Origin of the sequence: Lonsdalea populi (assembly GCF_015999465.1) — a bacterium.
In the GTDB taxonomy this organism is placed as follows: domain Bacteria; phylum Pseudomonadota; class Gammaproteobacteria; order Enterobacterales; family Enterobacteriaceae; genus Lonsdalea; species Lonsdalea populi.
Map to the genome: position 1 here is coordinate 2,368,393 of NZ_CP065534.1, position 14,646 is coordinate 2,383,038.

14 protein-coding genes, 3 tRNA genes and 3 pseudogenes are annotated in these 14,646 nt (G+C 47.1%); 10 read left to right on the forward strand and 10 right to left on the reverse strand.

The annotated features are described in order from the left end of the window. Positions 1–143 precede the first annotated feature (143 nt). Positions 144–1,093: pseudogene (locus I6N93_RS10395) on the reverse strand (IS3 family transposase); the annotation flags it as partial. A 61-nt stretch (positions 1,094–1,154) separates the two neighbouring features. Here I6N93_RS10395 and I6N93_RS10400 point away from each other — a divergent pair. After that, positions 1,155–1,593 (forward strand): annotated as a pseudogene (locus tag I6N93_RS10400) (integrase core domain-containing protein); the annotation flags it as partial. Here I6N93_RS10400 and I6N93_RS10405 read toward each other — a convergent pair. The 5 genes from I6N93_RS10405 to uvrY form a co-directional block, all read right to left on the reverse strand. Then, positions 1,590–1,769 (reverse strand): Arm DNA-binding domain-containing protein, encoded by a 180-nt coding sequence (locus I6N93_RS10405; protein WP_085689673.1) that lies wholly within the window; start codon positions 1,767–1,769, stop codon positions 1,590–1,592. The pseudogene I6N93_RS10400 and the gene I6N93_RS10405 sit on opposite strands and share 4 nt — an antisense overlap. 226 nt (positions 1,770–1,995) lie before the next feature. Continuing rightward, a tRNA-Gly gene (locus I6N93_RS10410) sits at positions 1,996–2,071 on the reverse strand. A gap of 140 nt (positions 2,072–2,211) precedes the next feature. Then, positions 2,212–2,760 (reverse strand): CDP-diacylglycerol--glycerol-3-phosphate 3-phosphatidyltransferase, encoded by a 549-nt coding sequence (pgsA, locus tag I6N93_RS10415; protein WP_085689675.1) that lies wholly within the window; start codon positions 2,758–2,760, stop codon positions 2,212–2,214. A gap of 59 nt (positions 2,761–2,819) precedes the next feature. Then, positions 2,820–4,658: an excinuclease ABC subunit UvrC gene (gene uvrC / locus I6N93_RS10420; protein WP_085689677.1), complete on the reverse strand. Its 1,839-nt coding sequence runs from the start codon at positions 4,656–4,658 to the stop codon at positions 2,820–2,822. Continuing rightward, complete coding sequence (uvrY, locus tag I6N93_RS10425; RefSeq protein WP_026741054.1) at positions 4,651–5,307, reverse strand: UvrY/SirA/GacA family response regulator transcription factor; 657 nt, start codon at positions 5,305–5,307, stop codon at positions 4,651–4,653. Before uvrY ends, uvrC begins: the two co-directional genes overlap by 8 nt. A 626-nt stretch (positions 5,308–5,933) precedes the next feature. On the opposite strand from uvrY, the gene I6N93_RS10430 reads away from it, so the two are divergent. After that, positions 5,934–6,158 (forward strand): DUF2594 family protein, encoded by a 225-nt coding sequence (locus tag I6N93_RS10430; protein WP_085689679.1) that lies wholly within the window; start codon positions 5,934–5,936, stop codon positions 6,156–6,158. Positions 6,159–6,451: 293 nt separating this feature from the next. On the opposite strand, the gene I6N93_RS10435 is transcribed toward I6N93_RS10430, so the two are convergent. Then, positions 6,452–6,527 (reverse strand) — tRNA-Lys (locus tag I6N93_RS10435). A 347-nt stretch (positions 6,528–6,874) separates the two neighbouring features. On the opposite strand from I6N93_RS10435, the gene cycA reads away from it, so the two are divergent. Beyond that, the gene (gene cycA / locus I6N93_RS10440) at positions 6,875–8,281 is read left to right on the forward strand and encodes a D-serine/D-alanine/glycine transporter (RefSeq protein WP_085689681.1); all 1,407 of its coding nucleotides are present in this window, start codon (positions 6,875–6,877) and stop codon (positions 8,279–8,281) included. A 129-nt stretch (positions 8,282–8,410) separates the two neighbouring features. On the opposite strand, the pseudogene I6N93_RS10445 reads toward cycA, so the two are convergent. After that, a pseudogene (locus I6N93_RS10445) lies at positions 8,411–8,677 on the reverse strand (LysR family transcriptional regulator); the annotation flags it as partial. Between the two features lie 371 nt (positions 8,678–9,048). On the opposite strand from I6N93_RS10445, the gene I6N93_RS10450 reads away from it, so the two are divergent. Both I6N93_RS10450 and I6N93_RS10455 read left to right on the forward strand, forming a co-directional pair. Further along, positions 9,049–9,124, forward strand: a tRNA-Asn gene (locus I6N93_RS10450). A gap of 161 nt (positions 9,125–9,285) precedes the next feature. Next, complete coding sequence (locus I6N93_RS10455; RefSeq protein WP_085689683.1) at positions 9,286–10,557, forward strand: tyrosine-type recombinase/integrase; 1,272 nt, start codon at positions 9,286–9,288, stop codon at positions 10,555–10,557. 133 nt (positions 10,558–10,690) lie between these two features. Here I6N93_RS10455 and I6N93_RS10460 read toward each other — a convergent pair whose 3' ends face one another. Next, complete coding sequence (locus tag I6N93_RS10460; RefSeq protein WP_025918867.1) at positions 10,691–11,005, reverse strand: helix-turn-helix domain-containing protein; 315 nt, start codon at positions 11,003–11,005, stop codon at positions 10,691–10,693. Positions 11,006–11,190: 185 nt separating this feature from the next. Further along, positions 11,191–11,505: a helix-turn-helix domain-containing protein gene (locus I6N93_RS10465; RefSeq protein ID WP_085689685.1), complete on the reverse strand. Its 315-nt coding sequence runs from the start codon at positions 11,503–11,505 to the stop codon at positions 11,191–11,193. Between the two features lie 146 nt (positions 11,506–11,651). Between I6N93_RS10465 and I6N93_RS10470 the strand changes: the two genes are divergently transcribed. From I6N93_RS10470 to I6N93_RS10490, 5 genes are all read left to right on the forward strand, one after another. Then, positions 11,652–11,933: a helix-turn-helix domain-containing protein gene (locus tag I6N93_RS10470; protein WP_085689687.1), complete on the forward strand. Its 282-nt coding sequence runs from the start codon at positions 11,652–11,654 to the stop codon at positions 11,931–11,933. A gap of 414 nt (positions 11,934–12,347) precedes the next feature. Next, entirely contained in the window at positions 12,348–13,262 is a 915-nt protein-coding gene (locus I6N93_RS10475; protein WP_085689689.1) for a hypothetical protein, read from the forward strand. Positions 13,263–13,415: 153 nt separating this feature from the next. After that, complete coding sequence (locus tag I6N93_RS10480; protein WP_039359985.1) at positions 13,416–13,610, forward strand: AlpA family transcriptional regulator; 195 nt, start codon at positions 13,416–13,418, stop codon at positions 13,608–13,610. A 16-nt stretch (positions 13,611–13,626) separates the two neighbouring features. Beyond that, a complete protein-coding gene (locus tag I6N93_RS10485; protein WP_085689691.1) occupies positions 13,627–14,211 on the forward strand; it encodes a DUF2857 domain-containing protein in 585 nt (194 codons plus the stop codon). Next, positions 14,201–14,410 (forward strand): TraR/DksA family transcriptional regulator, encoded by a 210-nt coding sequence (locus I6N93_RS10490; RefSeq protein WP_014699379.1) that lies wholly within the window; start codon positions 14,201–14,203, stop codon positions 14,408–14,410. Before I6N93_RS10485 ends, I6N93_RS10490 begins: the two co-directional genes overlap by 11 nt. Positions 14,411–14,646: the final 236 nt, after the last annotated feature.

A 14,646-nucleotide genomic window follows, 5' to 3' on the forward strand; every position in this document is an offset into this window, starting at 1 on the left:
AAAGCTCCTATTAGGTCACAAACGCTGGGCCCGGTTATGCCCGGGAAATACCAGAATCGGACGACAGGTCAATACAAAGGCATTTGGGCCAATCCCAGCACGGGTCAGTCCGATCCGGTACTTGAAAGTATATTAGAATGAGTATCCCAGCAGTTGCCGCGCCGGCTCATGCTCGGCGCAAGGTTGTTAGCCCGGCAGAAGCGTCGCCAGTCGTCGCTGCCATACTGGCTGCCTTGATCGCTATGTACTATCACCTCACTTTCCGGTTTTCGCCGCCATACCGCCATCATTAGTGCGTCCAGCGCCAGTTCTCGTGACAGCGTTGGTTTCATTGACCAGCCCACCACGTTACGGGCAAAGAGGTCGATAACCACCGCCAGATACAACCAGCCTTGCCAGGTACGGATATAGGTGATATCCGTTACCCAGACCTGATTGGGTTTCACCACGGTAAACTGCCTCTGCACGTGATTAGGGGCAACGACAGAAGGCCTGCCGGCTATGCGGCGTGGAGCTTTATAACCGCGAACGGCTTTTATCCGGTTCCGTTGCATGATACGTCCCACCCGGTTTTTACCACAGCTTTCCCCGATTTCGTTCAGATCGCCGTGAACCCGCCGGTAGCCGTATACGCCGCCGCTCAGCGCATACGAATCTCGGATAAGCGTCAGCAGGCGTTGGTTGTCTTTGTCGCGAGCGGAGACAGGGTTATGCAGCCACGCATAGAACCCGGCCCGTGCGACGTTCAGTACCCGACACATCTTCATGACACCCCATACAGCGCGGTGCTCATTGATAAAGCGGTACTTTAGTCGGGCTCCCTTGCCAAGTACCGCGCGGCCTTTTTCAGGATATCTCGTCCTTCTTCAGTGCGTTTCAGCTGCGCCCGAAGCTTTAGGATCTCGCTTTTGGCTTCCAGCAGGTCACGAGCATGCTGTTCGCTGTTATCCGGTTTGATGGCGCGCAACCGCTTGTAAAGGCTATGCGCTGAAACGCCCAAGCGGTCGGAAACTTCAACAACGGAATAGCCACGTTCAGTGATCTGACGGACAGCCTCTTCTTTAAATTCAGGTGTAAATCGTGGTGTGCCCATACGCTTCTCCTATGCTCAAACTATAGGGCAGGATCCTCTACCGGGTGGGGTCAGTCCATTATTTAACGTCGTTGATGACTTTAATCGGGAAGCGCTGACCATCGAAGTTGATTTGAATATACCGGCTCATCGTGTTGTGCGCATTCTTGAACGATATAAGTGCAGAACGAGGCTACCCGGCTTTTATACGAAGTGATAATGGGCCAGAGCTCACCGCCGCAGCCTTAGCCGAATGGGCAGAACGCCACGGTGTGATACTCGATTTTATTCAGCCCGGAAAGCCGATGCAGAACGGATTTATCGAGCGATTTAATAAAACGCTGCGAACAGAAATACTCGATATGTATTTGTTCAGAACCTTGTCTGAAGTGCGCGAACTCACAGAGGACTGGCGCACAGAATATAACGAGGAACGCCCACATAGCTCACTGGGTGATATGCCACCCGTTATCTATGCGCGGCAAAAACTGGCCGGAGATCCTTATTGGCGGTGGTACTAAAAACCGGAGGGACTACACAGCGACATGCGCTTCTGCTTGCCAGCCCAATAGTAACGATAGTGCCAGGTCTTGCCTCCGGTCGGAGAGACCACGAGGGAGAGGCCGTCGATATCGCTGCCGGTGTAAGCCTTGCCGGTCGCCTTGGCGTTCCGGGCGGCCATATCTGACAGTGCCATGCTCCAGCTCCTGAACTATGAGTCAGGACTAGATACTTGTCTCGTTGACCTCGCTCCTCCAGCAACAAAGCGGAAAGCACCTCACCCATATTCATGGACTTAAAAATGGACTTAAAAGTCCCAGATGTTGGCGGTTTCCAGTGGACGTCACTGGAATGAAAAAAGGGCCAAAAGGCCCTTTTTTCAACGGCTTGCAGACTTCAGTGGACGTCTACAGAACCTAAATTGGAGCGGGAAACGAGACTCGAACTCGCGACCCCGACCTTGGCAAGGTCGTGCTCTACCAACTGAGCTATTCCCGCATAACAGACTGACTTTATCTGTTAAAGTGACTTACAAGACGAGCTTGCTGTCGATGCGGTGCATTCTACTGACCTATCGCGTCGAGTCAATAAAATTGACTGCAAGGATGACTCGCTCGCTGATTCTTGCGCCAGTTCGGTCAATGTTCGAACAGATCGTACCGGGAAGCGTTCAAATATTGGAACATCGACCAGAAAGTTAACACCGCAGCCACGTACAACGCCGCAACGCCAACGCCTTGGACCCACATGTCGGGACGCCACAGCAAAGCAAACAGCGCCAGCATTTGGGCCGTAGTTTTCACTTTGCCGATCCAAGACACAGCCACACTGCTCCGTTTTCCAATCTCCGCCATCCACTCACGCAGGGCGGAAATGATGATTTCACGCGCAATCATCGTCGCGGCAGGCAATGTGATCCACCAGGAATGGTAATGCTCGGCGACTAAAACCAAGGCGACGGCAACCATCACTTTGTCCGCTACCGGGTCAAGAAAAGCCCCAAAGCGGGTCGTTTGTTTCCAACGACGCGCCAAAAAACCATCAAACCAGTCAGTGACCGCCGCGCCGACGAAAATAACGGCGCAAGCCAGAGGTGCCCAGGCGACAGGAAGATAGAACGCCAGCACAAAGAAGGGAATTAATGCAACGCGAAACAGGGTAAGCCACGTAGGTATATTAAATTGCATAGTTCTTTTGATAACTGTCTGGCCGGAGTGGGTATTGTGAGTATGTTGCTACATTGTCCCTAGTGTTTCAATGCATAGTAAATTTTTTCTGCCAAAGCTGAAGAAATGCCCGGCACATTAGCAATTTCTTCGATGCTGGCATTTTGAAGCGGTTGCAGCCCGCCCATATACTTTAGCAACGTTTGACGACGCTTAGGCCCCACCCCCTCGATCAATTCCAGACTACTGGTATTTCTGACCTTGGCTCTTTTCTTCCGATGGCCGGAGATAGCGTGATCGTGGGAATCATCGCGAATATGCTGGATAACATGCAGCGCAGGCGAGTCGGGCGGTAAGGCAATACCCTCTCCCGTCGCCTCGAGAAAAAGTGTTTCCAACCCAGCTTTTCGATCGCTTCCTTTCGCAACGCCGAGAAGCAGCGGCCTGGTTTTATCCCAGGAAACATGCAGTTCATCGAACACGGCTTTCGCCTGCCCCAACTGCCCTTTCCCGCCATCGATAACAACAACATCCGGGATTTTACTGTCATCCAACGCCTTACCATAACGCCGTTTTAATACCTGCGTCATCGCCGCATAGTCATCGCCTGGGGTGATGCCGGTAATATTATAGCGTCGATACTCAGAACGAAGCGGTCCATTCGCGTCGAAGACCACACAAGAAGCGACCGTTTGCTCCCCCATCGTATGGCTGATATCGAAACACTCCATTCTTTTGATTTCAGGCAGTTGTAGAACGTTAGCTAACGCAGACAAACGCCGGTGAATTGTCGATTGTTGAGAAAGTTTGCTGACCAGCGCCGTATTGGCATTAGTTCGCGCCAGTTTGAGATAACGAGCGCGGTCACCGCGCGGTCGGGTTTGAATCTGCACTTTGCGTCCAGCGATTTCGGTCAACGAATCCGTCAAGAGCTGTTGCTCCGGCAGAGAGAAATCCAACAGGACCTCCGTAGGCAGCGTCCGGGAAATGCTTCCCTGAAGGTAAAATTGCCCCACGAATGTTTGTACGACCTCAGCCAGTTCAGTTCCTGCCGGAATTTTAGGGAAATAACTGCGGCTGCCTAGCACCTTGCCCTGACGAACGAACAAAACATGCACGCAGGCCAAGCCCGCATCGAAGGCTACGCCGATAACGTCGAGATCTTCACCATCTCCGGCACCTGAAACAAACTGCTTTTCCGTAACCCGACGTACTGACTGGATTTGGTCGCGTATCCGCGCCGCTTCTTCAAAGTTCAGCGCCTGGCTTACAGCTTCCATCTGGGCTATCAGACGCGTCAATACCTGCTGGTCTTTTCCCAGCAAGAACAATCGGACGTATTCCACCTGCTGACCGTACTCTTCATCGCTGACCAGCCCAGAGACACAGGGCCCGAGACAACGACCAATCTGATATTGCAGACACGGACGCGTGCGGTTGCGATAAACGCTATCTTCACACTGGCGAATGGGAAAGAGTTTTTGCAGCAGCATCAAGGTTTCGCGTACCGCATTCCCATTGGGGAAAGGCCCAAAATATTCGCCTTTCGCATGCTTGCCACCGCGATGGATGGCTATCCGGGGATGTTTATCAGAGCTCAGGAAGATCAGCGGATAGGATTTATCATCGCGTAACAGCACGTTGTAGCGAGGTTGGTAACGCTTGATGTAGGTATGTTCGAGCAGTAAGGCTTCCGTCTCGGTGTGCGTGATAGTCACATCGATCTGGTGTATGCATTTGACGAGCGCCTCCGTCTTACGGCTACCCACGTTGCGACGGAAGTAACTAGAAAGACGCTTTTTCAGGTCCTTCGCCTTACCCACATAGATAACCGTATCGGTGGCGTCATACATACGGTAAACGCCTGGCTGGCTGGTTACCGTTTTTAGAAACGCCGGAGCATCAAAGCTTTCACTCACTACTGGTCAACGTCTCCGCATTAAAAAGACCGTGCCGGATGGCAAGGTGGGTTAACTCCACGTCCCCGCTGATATTCAGTTTGCTGAACATTCGATAACGATAACTGTTAACCGTTTTAGGACTGAGGTTGAGTTTATCTGAAATCTCGACCACTTTCTGCCCCTTAGTGATCATCAGCATAATCTGTAATTCGCGGTCGGAAAGGCATTCCAGGGGAGTTTTTGTTTGCGGAGCCAATTGGCTCAGCGCCATCTGCTGAGCAATGTCGGATGCGATGTAACGTTTCCCAGCGTGAACCGAGCGGATGGCGCAGATCACTTCCTGAGGCGTCGCGCCCTTACTCAAATAACCTGCCGCACCGGCCTGCATAACCTTGGTCGGCAGAGGACTCTCTGTATAAATAGTCAGCATGATGACTTTTATTTCAGGGGAAAATCGCACGATTTTGCGTGTTGCTTCCAGACCGCCGATACCGGGCATGTTCATGTCCATCAGAACAACATCCACGCTATTGTTGCGACACCACTTGGCCGCATCCTCACCACACGCGGCCTCTCCTACCACTTTGAGACCTTTGATGTCGTCGAGAATGCGCCGTATCCCTGCCCGCACCAATTCGTGGTCATCAACAAGAAAAACGCTAATCAAAGAACAATTCTCCAAAAAGAGAGTAACACTTAAAATTGCTAATTCCCGTGGTGATACTCTGTGGCTTAATTACAATGAATACACTTTTCCATCAAAAATGTATTTTTATTGGCTATTTGTAATAGATTGCATATTAGTTAAATGTGCTCGCGACCTTAACAGCAATCTGTTTAGCTACGATACAGTATGAGTATTACAAAAACCGGATTTTTAAGAAAAAGAAGACTATTGTTACCTTAAAATAAAAAACAATGCCAAATCAACATATTAAGAACAACCTTTCTCCATATAATATGTTGCGACGCCGCCTAGGGAAGGATTATAGCCGTAGTTGTGCCTCAGGGCGACTATTTTCTACAGCATAAAGTGCATCCTAAAAATACCAAAATAGTGCCATTCATATACATTTTTCCTGTATTTGAGTTGAAAAGTACATTTATAAAAAATAGCCACCAGCGAAATAATATCCGTAATTCCATATATTAGAATATGGCTATTTTTTATCTAAAACCGTACTGCGATTACCTATGTTATAATATGGCCCAAATTTTTGGCATGTCGGTCATTTGAACTCTTGGCGACATAACATATCAATCTTACTGGACTTATCTTTATAAGGAGCAAAAATGAATAAGGCCGATTTTTCGACAGAAACCTCTGTTGAAGCTCTAGCGCATGAAATTACCTGTCTAAAAGCTATACTAACGCTGTTGCTGAAATCCATCGGTCAGACCGATGCTGGTAAGGTGATGGTGAGAATGGAAAAATATATCGATCAGTTGGAAGACCAAAACCAGTCGGATGTTCTTAGTCATACGATGAAACAAATTAAAACGGTATATCGCAGATAGCGCTCTCCTGCCGATCAGTATCTGCCGATCGGCAAGATATCCTTAACTTCTAAACGACTTATACATAAAGAACCCCTATGCATATTTACCCATCGTATCCTAAGCAAGACGTTCACTTTTATATGCACCGAAACCTGTCAATTGATTTCTTATGTGTTTAACATTCCGGGCACATATAAGAAATAAATTTATTAAAATGATAATCAAAATTTAACTATAACAGGAAGTTTAGTTTATCTTTAATGAAAGAAGTTGAATGCGGTACAGAAAAATACGGAGTGTTAGAAGAGTGTTGGTGGGTCGTCGGGGGCTCGAACCCCGGACCAATTGATTAAGAGTCAACTGCTCTACCAACTGAGCTAACGACCCAACGGGGACGGATTATTACCTCCCCGATGACTTCTGTCAAATGGTTATTATTATTTTTGTGCCAAAAAACTAAAAAAAATTGAATTGATGATCAATGACATTATGGCTGGTCTCTCCCCCCAGAGACATCACTTAATATTGGAGACAGATCCGAATTTTGACTGCTATTATTTTCGCCTGTCTGAACATTATTTCGTCATGCATAAATCACCACATGTTCCCCCTAATAAGCATCTGTAAGCATCGTCATTACAATGTGATATTATTGTCCGCTTTCAATAAGAAAAGCCAAAAGCCACTCAAGAGCTCAACAAAACATCACGGATAAAAACAGGAAACACACTTGAATGTCTGAACAATCCAAAACGGTTAACCAGACCGCTGCAGTGAAAACGCATGGCGACCTGCGGAGAAACCTAAACAACCGACACATTCAGCTCATTGCTATCGGGGGCGCGATCGGTACCGGTCTTTTCATGGGGTCGGGAAAAACAATCAGCCTGGCCGGCCCCTCCATCATTTTCGTCTACATGATCATTGGTTTCATGCTGTTCTTTGTTATGAGAGCTATGGGCGAGCTCTTGCTCTCAAACCTGAACTACAAATCCTTTAGCGATTTCGCTGCGGATTTATTGGGCCCCTGGGCCGGCTTCTTCACCGGCTGGACTTATTGGTTCTGCTGGGTCGTCACGGGGATCGCCGACGTCGTGGCCATCAGCTCCTACACACAATTCTGGTTCCCCGGATTATCACAATGGATATCGTCTTTATTGTGTGTCCTGCTCCTGTTGACGTTGAACCTGGCGACGGTAAAACTCTTTGGCGAAATGGAGTTTTGGTTCGCCATGATCAAAATCATCGCCATCGCCGCTCTGATTATCATTGGCGCCGGGCTGGTTTTCATGCACTACCCGTCCCCTTCGGGAAATACCGCCTCTTTCACCAACTTGTGGAGCCACGGCGGCATGTTCCCGCAAGGCATTATCGGTTTTTTTGCTGGCTTTCAGATAGCGGTGTTTGCCTTTGTCGGCATTGAACTGGTGGGGACTACCGCCGCCGAGACCAAAAACCCAACGGTCGTTCTGCCACGAGCCATCAACGCTATCCCCATCCGCGTCATCATGTTCTACGTTTTCTCACTAGTGATGATTATGTCGGTGACATCCTGGGATCACATCGCCCCCGATCGTAGCCCATTCGTTGAGATGTTTATCTTGGTCGGCCTTCCTGCAGCAGCTAGCGTCATCAACTTTGTCGTGCTGACGTCCGCTGCATCCTCGGCCAATAGCGGCGTATTTTCGACCAGCCGTATGCTGTTCGGGTTGGCCAAACAAGGTGACGCACCGCGACGTTTCGGTGTGCTATCAAAACGCGCCGTTCCCTCTGCCGGACTGCTTTTCTCTTGCACGTGCATGCTGTCCGGCGTCGTGCTGATTTATCTTATCCCGAACGTGATGACCGTATTTACTTTGGTTACCACCGTCTCGGCGATACTGTTTATGTTTATCTGGAGCATCATCCTCTGCTCCTATCTCGCCTACAGAAAACAGCGACCGCTACTGCATAAAGAGTCACAATACAAAATGCCTCTGGGCAAATTGATGTGTTGGGTCTGCCTTGCTTTCTTCGCATTTGTCTTGGTACTGCTGACACTTCAGCCGGATACACGCCAGGCGCTCATTGTGACTCCGATATGGTTCCTGGTGCTGACTGTCGTTTACGCTTTTATGAGTAGGAAAAAAGAGCACGCATGATCCACAACGGCCATGAAAGCCTAACCTTTCATGGCCGATTTGATATCTGAAGTGATTGTCGTATCAGGTGGGCAACTATAAGCACTGTCAGCAATCTATGATTGCTGACAGTTTTCCTTTTCAGACGTTAACAGTCTGTCGTACTCCATTAACGGCCGTTTTAGCTTGTTCGCACTGGTGTAAAATAGCTTGCGCATGGGAATATAAAACTTTACCTGCATCAGTCGGGGTAACGCCACGGCGACTGCGTACCAGCAATTGCTGTTCAAGCTCGCTCTCCAACGTGGCGACTTGTTGACTCAGCGCGGGTTGCGCAATGTGCAGCAACTCTGCTGCCTGCGTGAGGCTACCGATATCTACAATTTTCACAAAGTATTTGAGCCGTCTTAGATTCATGCGTACCTCCAGTATGGTTACCTCACAAGAAGCAGCAAAAACCACGCCAAATCCAAAACTTACAGGAAAAAAAAACCGTTTGAGACTTAACTGACTTATAAATAAGTAAAAGCAATGGACAAAGAGCACAGCGCTTCCACGGCCGTAGTGACATATCTCACCCCATCCACTCTGACGGCACCATGATGGTGCAACAGCTGCCACGGTGAAGTGCATATCCACGGCTACCGCTATAGCGTTCATAACCCGATATGTCCACTAAATCCGAAAATTCAATGAGTTGATTATAAGTTCATCAAACGAACACAGAGATAGTCATCTTGCTTTGACAAGGCCTGGCGCTACCGCTATCATCCACCGCACTTACCGATTCCTCTGTAGTTCAGTCGGTAGAACGGCGGACTGTTAATCCGTATGTCACTGGTTCGAGCCCAGTCAGAGGAGCCAAATTCTTATTTTCATGCCGCTTTGCGAATCCCTATGTAATTCAGATTCAATAAGTTAGCGTGAAAAGCCTTCCCGATGCATTTTCAGTTTACCCTCCGCATCGGGAGAATTTGGTGGTCAGATTTGGGGTCAAGTTGGTTCGATGACGGAGTGACCCCCAAATGTCTCTTAACGACTCAAAAATCCGCAACTTAAAACCATCCGCAAAACCCTTCAAAGTCTCCGATTCTCACGGTCTATACCTTTTAGTTAATCCAAGCGGTTCACGTCTCTGGTATCTCAAATATCGTATCAATAGAAAAGAATCCCGCCTCGGCTTAGGTGCCTATCCCGGTGTATCTTTGGCCGATGCTCGTCAACAACGTGACGGAATCCGCAAATTGCTGGCGCAGAATATCAATCCAGCACAACAACGCTCTGTTGAGAGAGCCACTGCCTCACCAGAGAAAACCTTCAAATCAGTGGCGCTAAGTTGGCATAAAAGCAACAGAGCATGGTCGGAGAACCATGCAACCCGCCTGCTTGCCAGCATGAACAATCATATCTTCCCGATAATTGGACAACTGCCAGTCACAGAACTGAAAACCCGCCATTTCATCGACCTGCTGAAAGGGATTGAGAAAAAAGGTCTGCTGGAAGTGGCGGCACGCACTCGGCAACATATGTGCAATATCATGCGCCATGCCGTGCACCAGGAGTTGATAGAGCATAATCCGGCAGCCAATCTGGACGGTATCATCACCCCGCCCGTTAAACGCCACTACCCTGCCCTTACGCTAGAAAAACTACCGGAACTGTTGACTCGCATTGAGGATTACAAGCAAGGGCGAGAATTAACCCGTTTGGCGGTATCACTTACCCTGCTCCTTTTCATCCGCTCCAGCGAGTTGCGCTTTGCCCGTTGGTCTGAGATTGATTTCAGAAACAAAATCTGGATCATTCCAGCTACTCGTGAAGCCATCCCCGGAGTGCGTTATTCCGGGCGTGGTGCCAAAATGCGCGCGCCGCATATCGTTCCCCTCTCCCGTCAGTCCATCACTATTTTGAAACAGATACGGGAAATCTCAGGGCATCAGGAACTCATATTTCCCGGTGCTCATAATCCGTATAAGCCAATGTGCGAAAACACGGTCAACAAGGCTTTGCGCCTGATGGGTTATGACACAAAAGATGAAATCTGCGGTCACGGATTCCGGACAATGGCCTGTAGTGCCTTGATGGAATCTGGACTATGGGCACAGGATGCAGTTGAACGGCAAATGAGCCATCAAGAACGCAATAGCGTTCGAGCTGCTTACATCCATAAAGCAGAATATCTCGATGCTCGTAAAGCGATGATGCAATGGTGGTCGGATTATCTGGATATAAACCGGGAAGAATATGTTGCGCCATACATTTATGCTCAACAACATAAGACGGCTAGAGCTTCCTGATCGATAACGCACCTAAGAGCAGATCCTGATAACAGGATCTGCTTTTCAGACAGCAAGAAAATCTTGCCTCAGCATTTCACAAACAGTCGAGAAATATCAGTAAATTGCTCAGACTGGATACGTGAATGAAGGTCTATTGCGGGGTAATCAACAACGTAGAATTAGGGTTACTTTTCTTATAACGATGGTACTGCAAGATTAGCGTTGCGAGATCCTCATCGACAGCATAAAAATACGCTTCCGGCACATCCAGCACCGCCGCAAATCGGCAAACCAGACCAAAATCCGGCGAACTGACTTCCCTTTCATACTGGCTTACGCGGGAACTCGACGTCTCTTCATCCAGTCCAGCGAGACAACCGAGCTCGACCTGTTTTAATCCTGCATTCACTCGCGCCAGTCTTAATCGTTTACCAATCACGGCATTACCTGCTTCGCAGATTAACATAAGCCGATTATCGCCGTTCACGCTATGCCTCTCTTGAAGTGGTTCTTCACCCAGTGAATTTAAAGTTTATTTTTGATTATTTTAAACTCAAAAATGAAGATTTAATTCATTGAGAATAGGAATAATTAAATTTAGAAGGGTGAACGCACAGGAATTGAACATCATGACGCACTAGAACATCCACCTTACTGGGGTGTGATCAGTAGCGTGATGTTAGGGTTGGCTTTCTTGAAACGGTGATACTGTAAGATCAAGGTGGCGAGATCGTCATCAACAGCATAGAAATATGCTTCTGGAACATCCAGAACCGCCGCGAACCGAGAAACCAGCCCAAAATCTGGCGCACTGACTTCCCTTTCGTATTGGCTCACACGAGAGCTTGCCGTTTCCTCATCCAAACCAGCGAGGCAACCGAGCTCTGTCTGCTTTAATCCCATGTTGACTCGGGCTAGTCTTAATCGCTTACCAATCACAGTGTTATCCACGGTACTGATTAACATAAACCGATTATCGCTTCTCTTAGCAAGCCCTTCTTAAAGGATTTCTTTTCTGGATAAATTATAACTTTATTTTTGGTGTTTTTTTCATCTATAATGAATAAATAATTTACCAGGGGGAGTAAATCTTCAATCCAAAAGGGGGACGTATGAACAGTGAACAACAGGAACAACAGGAACAACGAATAGACTGGCATCCTGCCGATATCATTGCAGCCTTGCGTAAACGGAAAACGACGTTAGCCGCCGTATCTCGTAAGGCAGGCCTTAGCTCATCAACGCTCTCAAATGCACTAATTCGACCTTGGCCGAAAGGTGAACGGCTTATAGCAGATGCGCTAGGCATACCTGCGAGTGAAATCTGGCCAAATCGTTATTTTGATTCACAAGGGCAGCGTATTCCCAGAGAAATTCGTCATAAAAGTGATTAGATCATTTACCGGTTTAAGCACCAACCATCAGGAAATAACATTCTGGTTTCCACTCGATTCAACCGTGTCACATCATCAATTGGTTCGTGAATTACCTCGAACCAATTGATATGCAATGATTTATGATATTTTCATTCCTTTTTTTGAGACAGGTCTTTTGTAGAGTTGCTCTGAATAAAATCTGTAACAAGTAGCATTGAAAATGACATGAGGAAGTTAGCCCGTTTGGTAATAGCACCCCAGTTCGAACATTTTTGTGACGGACAGCGAAAAGCAATTAATAACTTCTTCGTTATAACAACACCCCCTCACTAATCCTATTCCTCATTTTTAGAATCCTATCTATATGTCATAACTGCATAAAGGAGTTAAAGCACCTATGCACATGTCACTTTCATATAAAGGAGATGAATCATGATAAAGGAAAAAAGAACCACTAATACCCTGAGTGAGAAATTTAGCTGGATCACAATACCTGAAGCCATCGTTATAGCAACTAAAATGAGAAACGTACCGTTAACAGAAGCTAATATTTATCGCCATGCTTTATATGGAGACATCAACCTTTCAATTTATTTCCAATCTCCAGTGGTTTTACGAAGGATAAAAATATCAAATACTAAAATAAAGCTAAAACCTGTTGAAAATAATCTAATTAACCGACTCTGCATTCTCGAAAAGAACTGCTTTCTTAATAACAGAAAATTAATCGTCATCACCGAGGGGAAGTATATTAATTTCACACAACAAGTAATTGATACAACTCTTATCGGCTATGAATACGTTCTCGTTCAACGTTTATTAGCGAGATCTCTGGGTATTCCACTACCCGTAATCGGAGAAAATTACGTTAATTATGGTCTTACTGTCAATATTGGCGACGATCACTTTCAAATGTTTGAGAAAATGAGGTATCGCGAAAGGATAAAACAGCAAACCATAAGACTTCCTAAAAATATCGCATCACATATTACTGAAAAAATCCCAAACCAAAAAAAAAACCATTATAGCCACAGAGAATATTTTCCAATTCATGATTTACCAAAGGATGCCTGTTTTGTCATCAAACATGCCGAACTTGAGAAATTAATTAGCTTGCCCGCCAAAAACGATACCTCTCAGCCCGCCTCAACACGTATATCCACGCCATTATCCAGACTGTTCTGGCTTGCCTGTAAAAACAATGAGTTTATCAGCCCATTAATCAGGCAACCTTATAAGCTTCTGTCCATCTTTGAACAGTGGGCATCAGACGAAGGCATGACCGATCGATTCAGTGGCGATACGTTAAAAACGGCGCTTGAGCGTGGTTCACCTACGTCCGCTTAGGCACCCAATTAAAATGACATTACACGCTTCAATCTAAAAACCCGTATTAAGGATTGTGGTGTCCGTAATACGGGCTCTTCAACTTTCACTCCTTTCCTCACTGTGTTTTTTTGTCATCTCCGGGCAACTCCCATTTCTGCACTGGAGGTATTTATGACATCTCATCAGTTATTACGTCTGAAACAAGTAGAAGTAAAAACCGGTCTGAAACGCTCACAAATCTACCTGTACATGAAAGAAGGTACCTTTCCCTCTTCAATAAAGATTGGGCCAGCCAGCGTCGCCTGGCTGGAATCTGAAATTGATGAATGGATTAACTTCAAATTAGCTAACCGCTTAACGCGCTGAAGGGAGATACAGCATTATGTTCCCCTCACTGAATTACGCGGTGTTAACAAACGCCCTTGCCGCGCTTAAGGAAGGCAATTTTCGTTATTGTGAAACGTTAGGATTCACATTCGACGAATTGAACGCTCTCAATCAGCTATCACTCGACGAACTGTTTATCGTCAGTCGGGCATCCGCGCAGTTTATGTCGATCACTGTTCGTCACGACGTTTTACAACAAATTCTGGCGTTGTCCCGCCAAGAGGCGCAACGCCAGCAACAGATTAATCGGGCCATCATATTGGGGGGATCTATTGCACTCCTTAATCATTTTTTTGGCCTCACCTCGAATGAGGTCTGCACTCGCCGCAGGTTGCTGGGTGTCACCATCCCTTATGGCCGAACGCCTATCCCAGATGAAGTCGTCGATGCAGAAATTTGGCTGACATGGCAAAAGAAACGCACTGAAAACCTTGATACACCTGACGCACTAGAAGCCATGATGCAGGTCACTGAATCGTTGTCCTCTAGGGAAAAAGGGCCTTCCCTGACCGCCGTCTGGAACCGTATCACCCTTTGTGAGAAAGAAGCACTGAACAGGAGGACATCGCATGCCAGATGAGATCGATCGCGATCAGGAATTTAATGAGCAACGCCTGGAAGAAATGATTGAACAGAACCGTTTCAAGCCAGCAACTACGCCCTCATTACATTACTGCCGTTTGTGCGGTGAACCTATTCCAGAGAAGCGACGGCAAACGCTGCCAGGTGTGACAACCTGTACGGAATGCCAAACCATACTTGAGCGCCGTCAGCGCTGATAGCAAGGTGACACTCGCGCAGAGGAATTATCTTCTCTGCACATTATTTATCACCATAATAAATACAGCTAATATCATTATCCATGAAATTTTAAATAAAAAACCGTCACCATTATCACTTATCTGTATTGGCTCTGACTGTGTTCTATGTTAGAACACGATCAAACCGGACAGTCGGTAACGAGCGAAAAGTGGACATATTTGATTTTTTTACTTGTAGATATACTGGTAATAAC

Coding starts and splice junctions, on each gene's coding strand:
- I6N93_RS10455 (WP_085689683.1), top strand. CDS start 9,286: ATGTCTCTTAACGACTCAAAAATCCGCAACTTAAAACCATCCGCAAAA.
- I6N93_RS10480 (WP_039359985.1), top strand. CDS start 13,416: ATGACATCTCATCAGTTATTACGTCTGAAACAAGTAGAAGTAAAAACC.
- I6N93_RS10405 (WP_085689673.1), bottom strand. CDS start 1,769: ATGGCACTGTCAGATATGGCCGCCCGGAACGCCAAGGCGACCGGCAAG.
- I6N93_RS10475 (WP_085689689.1), top strand. CDS start 12,348: ATGATAAAGGAAAAAAGAACCACTAATACCCTGAGTGAGAAATTTAGC.
- pgsA (WP_085689675.1), bottom strand. CDS start 2,760: ATGCAATTTAATATACCTACGTGGCTTACCCTGTTTCGCGTTGCATTA.
- I6N93_RS10430 (WP_085689679.1), top strand. CDS start 5,934: ATGAATAAGGCCGATTTTTCGACAGAAACCTCTGTTGAAGCTCTAGCG.
- I6N93_RS10460 (WP_025918867.1), bottom strand. CDS start 11,005: ATGTTAATCTGCGAAGCAGGTAATGCCGTGATTGGTAAACGATTAAGA.
- cycA (WP_085689681.1), top strand. CDS start 6,875: ATGTCTGAACAATCCAAAACGGTTAACCAGACCGCTGCAGTGAAAACG.
- I6N93_RS10490 (WP_014699379.1), top strand. CDS start 14,201: ATGCCAGATGAGATCGATCGCGATCAGGAATTTAATGAGCAACGCCTG.
- I6N93_RS10465 (WP_085689685.1), bottom strand. CDS start 11,505: ATGTTAATCAGTACCGTGGATAACACTGTGATTGGTAAGCGATTAAGA.
- I6N93_RS10485 (WP_085689691.1), top strand. CDS start 13,627: ATGTTCCCCTCACTGAATTACGCGGTGTTAACAAACGCCCTTGCCGCG.
- I6N93_RS10470 (WP_085689687.1), top strand. CDS start 11,652: ATGAACAGTGAACAACAGGAACAACAGGAACAACGAATAGACTGGCAT.